The sequence below is a fragment of the Thiocapsa rosea genome, assembly GCF_003634315.1.
GTDB lineage: Bacteria > Pseudomonadota > Gammaproteobacteria > Chromatiales > Chromatiaceae > Thiocapsa > Thiocapsa rosea.
Window position 1 is genome coordinate 4,897,704 of sequence record NZ_RBXL01000001.1, and the last position, 13,595, is coordinate 4,911,298.

Sequence of the window (13,595 nt, forward strand, 5' to 3'; positions counted from 1 at the left end):
CTTAAACCGCGCAGACTCCGACTCTCACCGAATGTGCCGAGGCTGATCCAACCCAAAACCATCGCATACCGCGTCAGGCGCGGTTTAACGGAGATCGACATGCCCTACGTCAACATCAAGATCACCCGCGAGGGTGCGACCGCGGAGCAGAAGGCGGCACTCATCCAGGGCGTCACACAGCTGCTGGTCGACGTGCTCGGGAAGAATCCGCAGACGACGATGGTCGTCATCGACGAGGTGGAGACCGACAACTGGGGCATCGGCGGGGAGAGCGTGACGCTGCGGCGCCGCCGAGAGTAAGCCACGCCCGGTGCGGTATGCGTCATTTGCGGGAGTGGATTGGCCGCGCCAGCTCCGACGACTTTCGGAGCTGGCGCGGCTTAAAGTCTTAAAAAAGCTTAAATTCTAAACCGCGTCTCACGGGAATCAAGGATATTTCCGAAGCCAAACGCACACTGAAAACAACGCATATCGCTCTGGACGCGGTTTAGGTTTCATCGCCCAGAATGTAACCCAAGTCGATCTCGACGGCGTCGAACGGCGGGATGCGCATCTTCCGCTCATCGACGCCGGGCGCTGCAACGCTGGCGATGACCCGGTAGCTGCCCCCGTCGAGTTGCCAGGCGACCAGTGAGCGTTCCTCGGGCCAGATCAGCCAGTAGTAGGGCACCTGTTGGCGCTGCAGCAGCAGAAACAGGGTCAGCGTGTCCTTACGCTCATGTCCAGGCGAAACGATCTCGCACACCCAGTCCGGGACGATCTCGACCACCCCGCTCGGGCGCTCTGGCAGCCGTTCCTTGCGCCAGCCCGCGAGATCGTGGGTCGGGCACTGGTGGTCGGAATAGTGGACGCTGACCTCGCTGGCGATCCACCAACCGCCAGGGCCGGAAGGATGATCGAACGGGCCAAGTTCAACAGAGGCACGATGCTGTGCCAAACCGTGCTCCATGCGCGCCATCGGGCGCTGGACGATCTCGCCATCGATCAGCTCGACGCGCTCATCGGCGGCATCGAACAGATCGGCCAGGGTCTTGAGTTTGAATGCTTCCATCGCTGTCGCTCCGCTGGGTTTAAATCAACGATTAACCTAAACCGCGTCAACTCCGACGTTCTAAGGATCCGGCCAAGGCAGCTCCAACCCAAAACCGATGCCGATCGCTCCGGACGCGGTTTAGAGCCCCCAGCCGCCCATCAAGGCCCGGACCTTCTCTTTGGTCGGGTGAAGCACCACGCCGCGCTCGGTCACGATGGCGTCGACCAGGTCCGCAGGTGTGACGTCGAACACCGGATTGCGGGCAACGCACCCGGCGGGCGCGAGACGACGATCCCCGCAGCTCAGCAGCTCTTCCGGATCACGCTCCTCGATCGGGATGTCCTCGCCGCGGGCGATCTCCAAATCGATGGTGGATGTGGGTGCCGCGACCATGAATTTGATGCCGTGGTATCTCGCGAGGATCGCAAGGCCGTAGGTGCCGATCTTGTTGGCGACATCGCCGTTGGCCGCGATGCGATCCGAACCGACGATCACCCAGCCGACCGAGCGCCCGGCCATTAGGCTTGCCGCCGCGCCGTCCGCCTGCAGGGTCACCGGGATGCCGTCGTGCATCAGCTCCCAGGCGGTCAGCCTCGCCCCTTGCATCCAAGGCCGCGTTTCGTCGGCGAAGACGCGCCCGACCTTACCGGCCGCGTAGGCGCTGCGGATCACACCGAGCGCGGTGCCATAGCCGCCGGTGGCGATCGCCCCGGCATTGCAATGGGTGATGATGTCGGTCGGACCCTCGATCAGCGCCGCGCCAAGGTCGCCGATCACGTGATTGGCCGCACGGTCCTCGGCATGGATGGCCAGCGCCTCGTCCACCAAGGCCGGGAAGGGATCGCGTTCATCCAGACGCGCGATCAGGCGGCGCATCCGATCGATCGCCCAGAAGAGATTGACCGCGGTCGGCCGGGAGGCGGCCAGGCGATCGAGGTCGGATTCGATCGCGGCCTTCCAGCCGGCACCGGCGGCCGCGTAGGCGTCCCGCCCCGCCAGTGCAACCCCGTAGGCCGCGGCGACACCGATGGCCGGCGCGCCGCGCACCACCATCGCACGAATCGCATCGGCCACCGCGCCCGCATCGGTCAGTCGCAAAAACTCCGCGCGGTCGGGCAGCAGACGCTGATCCGCGAGATAGAGGGCACCCTCGTGCCAGAGTGCCGCGTCGTCCGGGGTCGGCACGGTCGGGGTCGTTGTTTTCATCGGGGGCTCCTTGTGGCATGTTCTCGCCATTGTCACCCATCCCCCGCCCCGACTGAAAGGACCGACCGATGCAAGCCGAGCTTCTGATCCATGCCCAGTGGGTATTACCCGTCGATCCCCGGGATCGCCAGCTCACCGATCATGCGGTTGCGATCGCGGACGGGCGTATCCTCGCCGTGCTGCCGTCCGAGGAGGCGCGCAGCAGTATCGACGCCCAACGGGTGATCGATCTGCCGGGGCACCTGCTCATCCCGGGCCTGATCAATGCGCACACCCACGCGGCCATGGTGCTGATGCGGGGGCTGGCCGACGACCTGCCCCTCATGACCTGGCTGCATGAGCATATCTGGCCGGCCGAGCAGCGTTGGGTGGATCCCGCGTTCGTCGCCGACGGGACCCGGCTGGCCGTGCTCGAGATGCTGCGCGGCGGCATCACCTGCTACAACGACATGTATTTCTATCCGGAGGTCACCGCACAGGTGAGCGCCGAGGCCGGGATGCGGGCCGTGATCGGCATGATCGTCGTGGATTTCCCCACCGGCTATGCCGCGAGTGCCGACGAATACATCGCCAAGGGGCTCGCCCTGCACGAGCACTATCGGGACCATCCGTTGATCCGAGTGGCCTTTGCGCCGCACTCACCCTACGCGGTATCGGATGCACCGTTGCAACGCGTGCGCGCGCTTGCCGACGAGCTGGAGGTTCCGATCCATATCCATCTCCACGAGACACGCGACGAGATCCTCCAGTCGCTGCGCGACCACGGCGAGCGGCCTATCTCGCGACTGAATCGCCTCGGATTGCTCGGCCCCGGACTGGTGTGTGTCCACATGACCCAGCTCGAGGAGGACGAGATCGCCCTCTTGGCCGACACCGGTGCCCATGTGGTGCATTGTCCGGAATCGAATCTGAAGCTCGCGAGCGGGTTTTGCCCGGTCGCAAAACTCTTGGAGGCAGGGGTCAATGTCGCGATCGGCACCGACGGTGCAGCAAGCAACAATGATCTGAACATGCTTGGAGAGATGCGCACGACCGCCCTGCTCGGCAAGGGGGTGGCAGGCTCGGCCTCCGCGCTGCCGGCCGCGACCGCACTGCGGATGGCGACGATCAACGGCGCCAGAGCGCTGGGATTGGAGGATGAGATCGGCTCGCTGGAGCCTGGGAAATCAGCAGACTTGGTCGCGCTCGATCTGCGCGACTCCCACACCCAGCCCCTTTATCACCCCGTCTCGCAACTGGTCTACGCGGCCAGTCAGCAACAGGTGCGTCAGGTTTGGGTGCGGGGTCGCCACTTGATCCGCGACGCTCTACCGACCGGGCTGGACAACGCTCGGATCATCGCTGCGGCACAGACCTGGGGCGAGCGTCTCGGTCGCTAAACCGCGTCCGAACGACCTGGATCCGTTTCGAGCAGACTCCGCCTTCGACCAACCCTTGGGCGCCGCGGCAGACGCGGTTTAGAAGAGATCCATGAGAACGCGTTCGGCATCGGCGAGGGCGATGGTCTTCCCGGTAAGCCGGGAGGGACTGCCCGAGTCGACGACCTCCAGACTCACCGGGGCAACGCCTCTGGCCAACATCCCGATCTCCTTGGCGGCCGCCTTCGAGAGGTCGATCGTACGGCCACGTGAGAAGGGGCCTCGATCGTTGATGACGACGTCGACCGAACGTCCGTTCGCCTTATTCGTCACCGTCACCCGGGTACCGAACTCGAGGGTCCGATGCGCCGCGGTCAAGGCATTTTTGTCGAACCGGACACCGCTGGCGGTGCGCCGCCCGTCGAAACGATCTCCGTAGTAAGAAGCCACGCCATCCGTGACATTGGCCTGAAGGGTTGCCGTGGGAAGAAACGCCAACATTGCGAGCGCTGGGGTCAACCAGATGTACCGTCGAATCAAAACAGAGTTCTCCGTTCGTAACGTTTGGTGTTTTAGGCTGGATGCGCAAACCATGCGAATCGCCACGAAGCCGGAGTCTAACGGGAGAGAGGATTTCAATCTACCCCGGGGCAGACACGAAACGCACGGGGCAGTCCTTGGCACGACGTGCGGGGACTGTTTTGACGAAGGGGTCCATTTCAGAGCGGTGCAGAGATTCCAAGACCGTCCGAGATCATTTCCGTTGTCGTTGTCGTAATCGTATCGATGGTCGACGACAACGATAACGACAACGACAACGAATGGTCTCGACACGTTTGCCGTGCTGCACCAGGCAATCGGGAGAACGAAAGACCGAGGATCGCAGTCCTCAGAGCCGACCTGTGGGGCGCGCATCGGGACGATCGAGGGTCGAGACGGCAGGCTCGGAACCATCGGTGCCGGATCCGGGCTCGTCGCCGTGGCCTTCGGTGGAACCCCGGCCGGTGAGGCGAACCGATGTGTCTTTGTCGTTGTCGGAGGGATCCGGAGGATCGCTGTCCGGCGCCCGCTCGGGTGTCTCCGGGCTCATCGTCGGACTCAGGTTCGGGTTTGGGCTCGGGTTCGGGCTTTCATCCGCAGGCTCGGGGAAGCTGATGCGCGTGCGCAGGACCGGATTGGAGAAGGCGGTGCGCAACGCCTCGTCGCGTCCGTAGATATCCTGGCGAAAGCCCACCTGGCCTTGCCCGTCGGCGAAGGCCGTCAAATAGTAGAGCAGCACCGGCAGGGTGTCCGCGAGATCGACGTAGCGCGTCCGCCCACGCTCGACCACCCGCTCGATCCCGGACCGATCCCAGTTGGGTTGGTCGAGGAGCGCCTCGGCGAGGTCCAGCGGGTCTTGCACCCGGACGCAGCCGTTGCTCAAGGCCCGTGCTTGGCGCGCGAACGCTGCCTTTCCGGGCGTGTCGTGGAGATAGATCGCATGACGGTTCGGAAACATAAACTTGACGCGGCCGAGGGCGTTTTTCGGACCCGGCGCCTGGACAAGCCGATAACGCGCGTAATCACCGGCATTCCCGCTGCCGACCTGCCTCCCGGTTCGTCGATCGACCAACCGATAGTCGCTGGAGACACGCCCCATCTTCTTCTGGATGGACACAGGCACCGTCCAGGTCGGATTGAAGACCAAGTGGTCCATGGTGTCGCGAAACATCAGGGTTTGGGTCTCGGGCGTCCCGACGATGACGCGCGTCGACCACACGAAGCTCCCGCCGCGTGCCAGGTGAGCCTTGAACGCAGCCACATCGACGAAAACGTAGTCCTCCGGCAGGTCATGATAGAGCCAGCGCATCCGCTCTAGATTGATCCGGATCTGCTCGGCCTTCGTCTCGTCGCCATGCCCGTTGAGCGCCGCGAGGGTCGCGGGCCCCACGACGCCATCGGCGGCCAAACCCGATCGCCGCTGGAAAGACACCACCGCCTCGTGAAGTGCCGTATCGAAGAGATCGATATCGGATGCCTCCGAGACCGCCGCGCCTTCGATCCGCGCGAGACGCTCACGCAGCATCGCGACGCGCGCGTGCCGGCTTCCTCGGGCCAGGTTCGACCCGGCCGGAAGGGGCGCCAGTCCCACGAGGGAGGTCTGAGCGGTATAGCGCTGCAGCGCCTTCTTCAGGTCCTCATACCAGAAGGGTCGCGAGAAATGCTCGCTCAGGCTGCCTGCGAGATCATTGCCGTCGAGCGCCCGAGTCATGTCGGCCAGGATGACCTCGCTGGACGCCGGAGATCGGTCGTGCCATTTCGAATCGACCGCGACCGGATCGAGCTTGCCGTAGCGATGGTGGTGAACGTAGCGCGCCAAGGCATCGCTGAGGACGAGATCGGCTGCGAGACGTGCGTTGCCGGTCAGGGATTCGAGCGCACCCGGCGCCGCGAGTCGACGCAGATACTCGACATGGAAATCCTCCGCCCGGAAGCCCTCGGACACGCTGCGCTGCGCGAGGTCCAAGAGATCCGAAACCGGTGCCGGTTCAACCCAAACCAAGACATCGCCGCGCTGCGCGTAGAACTCCGCCAGCAGCCGACCGGACAGGAGCGGCACGCCCTCGACGGCGACGGTTCTCGCGTCCCGGATCGAATCGAGCGTCGGGCGCAGCAACCCATCCGCGAACGCCGGACCAGAGACGACCACCGAGAACCACATTAGACCAACCAAACGAAAACGCATACCGAATTATCCCTCAGGCCCGACCCCTCGCGGGCGGATCAACACTCGCCGATCAACTGTGTTCTGCCGTTCTCGTCCAAGGTCTCCAACCGGACGGTAAATCCCCACAGGCGCCTGATATGTCGCAGCATCTCTTCGACCGAATCACCCAGAGGCCGGCGATTGTGTCGATAGTGCCGCAAGGTCATGGAGCGGTCGCCGCGACGATCGACATTGAAGACCTGAATATTCGGCTCGCGGGAGCCGAGGTTGTACTGCTCGGCCAGTGACTGTCGCAACGCCCGGTAGCCCAGCTCCTCGTGAATCGCTGTGACCTCCAGGTGCTCCTCGCGGTCGTCGTCCGAGATTGCAAACAATCGCAGATCGCGCATGACCGTCGGCGAAAGATACTGTGCAACAAAACTCTCGTCCTTGAAGTTGCGCATGGCGAAGTCCAAGACCTTCAGCCAGTCACCGCCCGCGATATCCGGGAACCAGTGACGATCCTCGTCGGTCGGCTGCTCGCAGATCCTGCGGATGTCGCGCATCATCGCAAACCCGAGCGCGTATGGATTGATCCCGTTGTAGTAGGGCACATCGAACGTGGGCTGGAAAACCACCCCGGTATGCGACTGCAGGAACTCCATCATGAAGCCATCGTTGACGAAACCTTCGTCGTAGAGATGATTCATGAGCGTGTAGTGCCAGAATGTCGCCCAGCCCTCGTTCATGACCTGCGTCTGGCGCTGCGGGTAAAAATATTGACCCAGCTTGCGCACGATTCGAACGATCTCGCGCTGCCACGGCTCAAGCAACGGGGCATTCTTCTCGATGAAATAAAGCAGGTTTTCCTGCGGCTCGTCGGGCCAGCGCACGTCCTGCTCTGCGCCGTCCTCGGCATCGAAGGTCGGCAAGGTTCGCCACAAATCATTGACCATCGATTGCAGATATGCGGCGCGCTCTTTTTGGCGGCGTTGTTCCTCGGCGAGCGTCAAGGGCGTCGGTCGCTTGTAGCGATCCACGCCGTGATTCATCAGTGCGTGACAGGAATCAAGCAAGATCTCGACCTCGGCCTCGCCGTAGCGTTCCTCGCACTCGGCGATGAATCGGCGGGCGAAAACCAGGTAGTCGATGATCGCATCGGCGCTCGTCCAGGTGCGGAAGAGATAATTGCCCTTGAAGAAGCTGTTGTGGCCGTAGCAGGCATGCGCGATGACGAGCGCCTGCATCGGGAGCGTGTTCTCCTCCATGAGGTAGGCGATACAGGGATCGGAATTGATCACGATCTCGTAGGCCAACCCCATTTGACCGCGCCGATACGTCTGTTCGGTCGCAACGAACTGCTTGCCGAACGACCAATGCGGATAATTGATGGGCAGACCGACCGATGAGTAGGCGTCGATCATCTGCTCGGAGCTGATGACCTCGATCTGATTGGCATAGGTATCCAAGCCATAGACATCGCGGGCCAGGCGGCCGATCTCACGATCGAACCTCTCGAGCAATGGAAACGACCACTCGGAGGAGTCCGAGATGAGGTTCTTGGTCATGCCTCCTGCCTCCTGAACAGCTCCCGGAACACGGGAAAGATATCCTCGGCACCGTCGATTTCCTGCATCGCAAAGTGCCGGTGCGTGGCCCTGACCTCTTGGTAGGCATACCAAAGGCTCTGATGCTGACGCGGGGTGATTTCGACATAGGCAAAGTAGCGCATCAAAGGCATCAGCTTCTCGACCAGCAGATCACGGCAGACCGTCGAATCGGAATCCCAGTTGTCTCCGTCCGAGGCCTGCGCGGCGTAGATATTCCACACCGATGAATCGTAACGCTCCTTGAGAACGTCGTAGGCAAGATTCAACGCACTGGACACGACCGTGCCGCCGGTCTCGCGCGAATAGAAAAACTCCTGCTCGTCGACCTCTTGGGCAATCGTATGATGGCGAATGAAGACGACGTCGATCTTGTCGTAATTTCGCTGGAGGAATAGATACAGCAGGATAAAGAACCGCTTGGCGAGATTCTTGCGTACCTGATCCATCGAGCCCGAAACATCCATGATGCAGACCATCACCGCTTTGCTCGTCGGCTCGGGTAGCTTCGTGAAGCTCTGATAGCGAAGGTCGAAGGTGTCGATGAAGGGCAAGGCCGCGATCCGGGTGCGCAGCCGATCGATCTCCTCGCGAATCTCGCGCACGCGAGGATCGGTTTCCTCGATGCCGCTGTCGAGCAGCGTTTGAACCTCCTCCTCGAGCTCGCGCGCACGCGCACGCAGCGGCGCCCCGATTGCCGTCCGGCGTGCAATGGCCCCCTTGAGGGAGCGCACGACGTCGATATTGGAAGGTGATCCGTCGGTCGAATAACCCGCCCTCACCGTTTTGAACTCGGTTGTCCCCATCAACTGGTTCCGAACCAGATTGGGAAGCTCGAGGTCGTCGAACAAGAGGTCCATGAACTCTTCGCGCGAGAGCTCGAAGACGAAGTCGTCGTCGCCTTTCCCGCCCTTGCCGGCCTTGCCTTGACCCGAACCATCCCCGCCGCCGCCTTCCGGACGCCGGATCCGATCCCCGGTGACGAAGTCCTTGTTGCCGGGATGCACCATGTCGCGGACACCCCCTTTGCCGTGATGAAACACCGGCTCGGAGATATCTTTGGACGGGATACCCACACGCTCGCCCGAGTCGATATCCGTAATGCTGCGTTTGTTCACGGCATCGGCCACCGAGCGCTTGAGCTGCGATTTATATCGCTTCAAGAAACGCTGTCTATTGACCGTGCTCTTGTTCTTGCCGTTCAGTCGACGGTCGATAAAGTGTGACATAGGACTCTTGCCTTCTCGGCTGGGTGAAACAACGACGAATCGCGCAAGTCGGTTCCCGCACCTGCGTTCGACTCCCTGATCGCCCTCTTCCCGTGCTGCGCTCGACACCGCCATGATGCCGCCGGACCCGACGGCCGATCAAGCGATCGACCGCCGGCCGGCGAGGCCGAGGCGGACTGCCCTCGCCGCGAGAGTCACCCGTCCGTCGGGAGAGACACCGCTCCGACCGGTCTCTCTCCCTCACATCTACTGCGATTTGCGAACCCGCAGATACCATTCCGAAAGAAGCCTGACCTGCTTCGGCGTGTAGCCCTTTTCGGTCATGCGATCGACAAACTGATCGTGCTTCTTCTGCTCGTCGACGGACGCCTTGGCATTGAACGAAATGACAGGCAGAAGCTCCTCGGTGTTGGAGAACATCTTCTTCTCGATGACGACCCGCAGCTTCTCGTAGCTGGTCCATTTCGGATTGGCGCCGCCGTTGTTCGCGCGTGCCCGCAGAACGAAGTTCACGATCTCGTTTCTGAAATCCTTCGGGTTGGAGATCCCCGCAGGCTTCTCGATCTTCTCCAGCTCCTCGTTCAGACCGCTGCGATTCATCATCTCGCCCGTATCCGGGTCGCGATACTCCTGATCCTGAATCCAGTAATCCGCGTAGGTCACATAGCGATCGAAGATGTTTTGGCCGTATTCCGCATAGGACTCCAAATAGGCTGTTTGAAGCTCCTTGCCGATGAACTCCGCATACCGAGGGGCGAGATATTGCTTCAGGAAGCTCAGATAACGCTCATGGGTTTCCGGGGGCAACTGCTCACGCGTGATCTGACGCTCGAGGACGTACAAGAGGTGAACGGGATTGGCCGCAACCTCGCTGTGATCGAAGTTGAAGACCTGCGAGAGGATCTTGAACGCGAAACGCGTCGAGATTCCCGACATCCCTTCGTCGACCCCGGCATAGTCCCGATACTCCTGCATGGACTTGGCTTTCGGATCGGTGTCTTTGAGGTTTTCACCGTTGTAGACACGCATCTTTGAGAAAATGCTCGAATTCTCAGGCTCTTTCAGACGCGTCAGCACGGAGAACTGGGCCATCATCGACAGGGTCCCGGGCGCACACGGCGCATCGGAGAGCGAGCTGTTGAAGAGCAGCTTCTCGTAGATCTGAGTCTCTTCGTTGACGCGCAGGCAATAGGGAACCTTGACGATAAAGACGCGGTCGAGAAACGCCTCGTTGTTCTTGTTGTTGCGAAAGCTCTGCCATTCCGACTCGTTGGAGTGCGCAAGGATGATGCCTTGGAACGGCAGCGCGGACAGCCCTTCTGTACCGTTGTAATTGCCTTCCTGGGTCGCGGTGAGAAGCGGATGCAGCACCTTGATCGGTGCTTTGAACATCTCGACGAACTCCATCACGCCTTGGTTCGCGCGACACAGTGCACCGGAATAGCTGTAGGCGTCCGCGTCGTGTTGAGCAAATCGCTCCAACTGGCGAATGTCCACCTTGCCGACCAGCGAGGAGATGTCCTGGTTGTTCTCGTCACCGGGCTCGGTCTTCGCGATGGCGACCTGCTCAAGCACCGACGGATAGAGTTTCACGACCTTGAACTGCGTGATGTCGCCGCGGTATTCCTGCAGACGCTTGACCGCCCATGGCGACATAATCGTGCGCAGATAGCGGGACGGAATCCCGTAATCCTCCTCGAGGATGGGGCCGTCTTCTTCGGGCGAAAACAAGCCGAGCGGGGATTCGAATACGGGAGACCCGTGAATCGCGTAGAAGGGCCGCAGCTCCATCAACTCTTTAAGCTTTTCGGCAAGAGACGATTTGCCGCCGCCGACCGGCCCGAGCAAATAGAGGATTTGCTTCTTCTCCTCGAGCCCTTGAGCCGCGTGCTTGAGGTAGGAGACCAGATGCTCGATTGCCTCTTCCATCCCGTAGAACTCGGAGAATGCGGGATAGCGCCGAATCATCTTGTTCTGAAAGATCCGACTCAGTCTCGGATCGTCGCGGGTATTGACGAGCTCCGGCTCGCCGATCGCCGTCAGCAAGCGCTGCGCAGCCCCTGCGTAGGTGCTCGGGTCGGACTTGCACAGCTGCAAGTACTCGTCGAGGCTCATCACCTCCTCGCGGGATGACTCGTAGCGTGCCTGGTAGCGTTCGAAGATCGACATAAAAGTTACCTCGCTCGGAAGCTGTTGTTGCTCGCCCGACCCAGTGTCGACCGCATCTCACCTCAATACAGTGCTCGGGGCGAACTGTGGGAAAGACAAGGTTTGGATTCGAAGATTAGCAATATGCGCGCCATGGGATGCAATGCTGCCTCTGCACCGCGCCGGTACCGGTCCGGATCGCGCTCGGCGCACCAGCGCACCGGTGCGGCCGGATTGCGCACCAAGAAAGTGCAAGTACGTGCCGGGAAATCGACCGCGTCCACCGAACCCGCCGATGGAGGCTTACGCCCCCGCCGGCGCCGCTGCACAAGCGGCATAGAAGCGTCTTTGTCGAACGCATTCAGCCGCGTTCAGCGAAGGCTCAGCCGGACACTCCGTTCTGCACGCTTCGGCGGTGGGCAACCCTCGCCCCACACCGATGCATAGAGACTAGCACCAAGATGCCACGCCGGTTTAAAAGACAGCGCACCGGCGCCGGGGTTCATCCCGCGAGCAACATCGCCGAGAGGCGCTTGCGGGTTTCCGGTCCCGCCGGCGCCGGGCCTCGATCAACAGACGAACTACGCCCGAACGACGCTCGGTCTTGCGATCCTACGGGGTGCGCTGCGTCGACCTCAGGCGCGGCGGCCCTGGATGAAGTCGTTCAGCAAGGTGCGCGTCGATGCATCGTGATCCCCGCCGACACGCCCGACGCGGAGCTCTTCGAGAATCACCCCCGCAAGCTGTTTGCCGAGCTCCACGCCCCACTGGTCGAACGAGTTGATCCCCCAGAGTACGCCTTGTACGAAGATCCGATGTTCGTAGAGCGCAATCAAGGCCCCCAGCGTAAAAGGCGTCAGGCGCTCCATCAGGATGCTGTTGGTGGGTCGGTTTCCGGGGAAGGTCCGATGATGTGCGAGGAACTGCGCCCGCTCCTTGGGCACCCCGGCGCTCAGCATCTCGGCGAGCGCCTCCTCCGTGGTGCGCCCGCGCATCAGGGCCTCGGTTTGCGCGAAGAAGTTGGCCATGAGCTTTAAGTGGTGATCGCCGAGCTCGTTGTGGCTCTTGATCGCGCCGATGAAATCCGCCGGGATCAGTTGCGTGCCCTGATGAATGAGCTGGTAGAAGGCGTGTTGGCCGTCGGTGCCCGGCTCGCCCCAGACGACCGGGCCGGTGGTGTAGTCCACGACGACACCGTCGCGGGTCACGCCTTTGCCGTTGCTCTCCATATCGCCTTGCTGAAGGTACGCCGGCAAGAGCCTCAGATACTGATCGTAGGGCAAGACCGCATGCGTTCGCGCACCCCAAAAATTGGCATACCAGACCCCGAGCAGACCCAGCACGACGGGCATGTTTTCGGCCGGCGGGGCGGTCCGGAAATGCTCGTCCATCGCGAAGGCGCCCTCGAGCAGCTCCACGAAGCGCTCGTAGCCGACAGCCAACGCGATCGGCAGACCGATGGCCGACCACAGCGAGTAGCGACCGCCGACCCAATCCCAGAACCCGAACATGTTCCGGGTGTCGATCCCGAACGCGGACACCTTCTCGGCATTGGTCGAGACTGCGACGAAGTGCTTGGCGACCGCCGCCGGGTCGCGCGCCGCCGCCAGCAGCCAGTCGCGCGCACTCGTGGCGTTGGTCATGGTCTCCTGGGTCGTGAAGGTCTTGGAGGCCACGATGAAGAGTGTGCGTGCCGGATCCAGGTCGTTGAGCGTTTCGAGGAGATGGGTCCCGTCGACGTTCGAGACGAAGTGGACCCGCAGGTCGTTGCTGCCGTAAGCGCCGAGCGCCGTGCAGACCATCTTGGGCCCGAGGTTGGAGCCGCCGATACCGATGTTCACGACATCGCGGATAGACTGGCCCTGAAAGCCTTTCCAGGCGCCCGAGCGGACCAACCCGACGAACGACTCGAGACGCTCGAGCACGCGATTGACCCCGGGCATCACGTCTTGGCCGTCCACCTGGATCGGCCGGTTGGAGCGATTACGCAAGGCGACGTGCAACACCGCGCGCTCCTCGGTGTTGTTGATCGGTTCGCCTGCGAACATTCGCGCGATCCAACCACTCAAATCCGCGGTGTCGGACAGATCGAGCAGCAGCGCAAGGGTCTGCGGGGTGGCTAGGTTCTTGGAGTAATCCAGACGCAGCCCCGCGACAGACAGGCGCATCCTGTCGGCACGGCCGGGATCGGACGCAAAGAGATCGCGCATCGCGACATCCTGCATCTCTTGCCTGTGCTGCTCCAATGCCTGCCATGCAGGTGTTTGACTGATGAGCGACGTCATGAAGTTCTCCTGATAAGGCATCGACAAATTTTGCGGCTTCCCG

The 13,595-nt window shown here is 61.9% G+C and carries 10 protein-coding genes; 2 read left to right on the plus strand and 8 right to left on the minus strand.

Going from position 1 to position 13,595, the window contains the following annotated elements; genetic code table 11:
* The first annotated feature begins 99 nt into the window (after positions 1–99).
* On the plus strand, positions 100–300 hold the full coding sequence (locus BDD21_RS21780; RefSeq protein ID WP_120798956.1) for a tautomerase family protein: 201 nt from the start codon (positions 100–102) through the stop codon (positions 298–300).
* Positions 301–487: 187 nt separating this feature from the next.
* Here BDD21_RS21780 and BDD21_RS21785 read toward each other — a convergent pair whose 3' ends face one another.
* Together BDD21_RS21785 and mtnA are read right to left on the minus strand one after the other, a co-directional pair.
* On the minus strand, positions 488–1,051 hold the full coding sequence (locus BDD21_RS21785) for a Uma2 family endonuclease (RefSeq protein ID WP_120798957.1): 564 nt from the start codon (positions 1,049–1,051) through the stop codon (positions 488–490).
* 120 nt (positions 1,052–1,171) lie between these two features.
* Positions 1,172–2,239 (minus strand): S-methyl-5-thioribose-1-phosphate isomerase, encoded by a 1,068-nt coding sequence (gene mtnA / locus BDD21_RS21790; protein ID WP_120798958.1) that lies wholly within the window; start codon positions 2,237–2,239, stop codon positions 1,172–1,174.
* Positions 2,240–2,307: 68 nt separating this feature from the next.
* On the opposite strand from mtnA, the gene BDD21_RS21795 reads away from it, so the two are divergent.
* The gene (locus BDD21_RS21795) at positions 2,308–3,618 is read left to right on the plus strand and encodes a TRZ/ATZ family hydrolase (RefSeq protein WP_120798959.1); all 1,311 of its coding nucleotides are present in this window, start codon (positions 2,308–2,310) and stop codon (positions 3,616–3,618) included.
* A gap of 78 nt (positions 3,619–3,696) precedes the next feature.
* On the opposite strand, the gene BDD21_RS21800 is transcribed toward BDD21_RS21795, so the two are convergent.
* The 6 genes from BDD21_RS21800 to pgi all read right to left on the minus strand — a co-directional run bounded on the left by BDD21_RS21800 (position 3,697) and on the right by pgi (position 13,552).
* The gene (locus BDD21_RS21800; protein WP_245969741.1) at positions 3,697–4,137 is read right to left on the minus strand and encodes a septal ring lytic transglycosylase RlpA family protein; all 441 of its coding nucleotides are present in this window, start codon (positions 4,135–4,137) and stop codon (positions 3,697–3,699) included.
* Positions 4,138–4,486: 349 nt separating this feature from the next.
* Entirely contained in the window at positions 4,487–6,322 is a 1,836-nt protein-coding gene (locus tag BDD21_RS21805) for a L,D-transpeptidase family protein (protein ID WP_120798961.1), read from the minus strand.
* 38 nt (positions 6,323–6,360) lie between these two features.
* Positions 6,361–7,851 (minus strand): SpoVR family protein, encoded by a 1,491-nt coding sequence (locus BDD21_RS21810; RefSeq protein ID WP_120798962.1) that lies wholly within the window; start codon positions 7,849–7,851, stop codon positions 6,361–6,363.
* Complete coding sequence (locus tag BDD21_RS21815) at positions 7,848–9,119, minus strand: YeaH/YhbH family protein (RefSeq protein ID WP_120798963.1); 1,272 nt, start codon at positions 9,117–9,119, stop codon at positions 7,848–7,850. Before BDD21_RS21815 ends, BDD21_RS21810 begins: the two co-directional genes overlap by 4 nt.
* A 246-nt stretch (positions 9,120–9,365) precedes the next feature.
* Positions 9,366–11,288 (minus strand): PrkA family serine protein kinase, encoded by a 1,923-nt coding sequence (locus BDD21_RS21820; RefSeq protein WP_120798964.1) that lies wholly within the window; start codon positions 11,286–11,288, stop codon positions 9,366–9,368.
* Positions 11,289–11,902: 614 nt separating this feature from the next.
* The gene (pgi, locus tag BDD21_RS21825; RefSeq protein WP_120800062.1) at positions 11,903–13,552 is read right to left on the minus strand and encodes a glucose-6-phosphate isomerase; all 1,650 of its coding nucleotides are present in this window, start codon (positions 13,550–13,552) and stop codon (positions 11,903–11,905) included.
* Between the last annotated feature and the right edge of the window lie 43 nt (positions 13,553–13,595).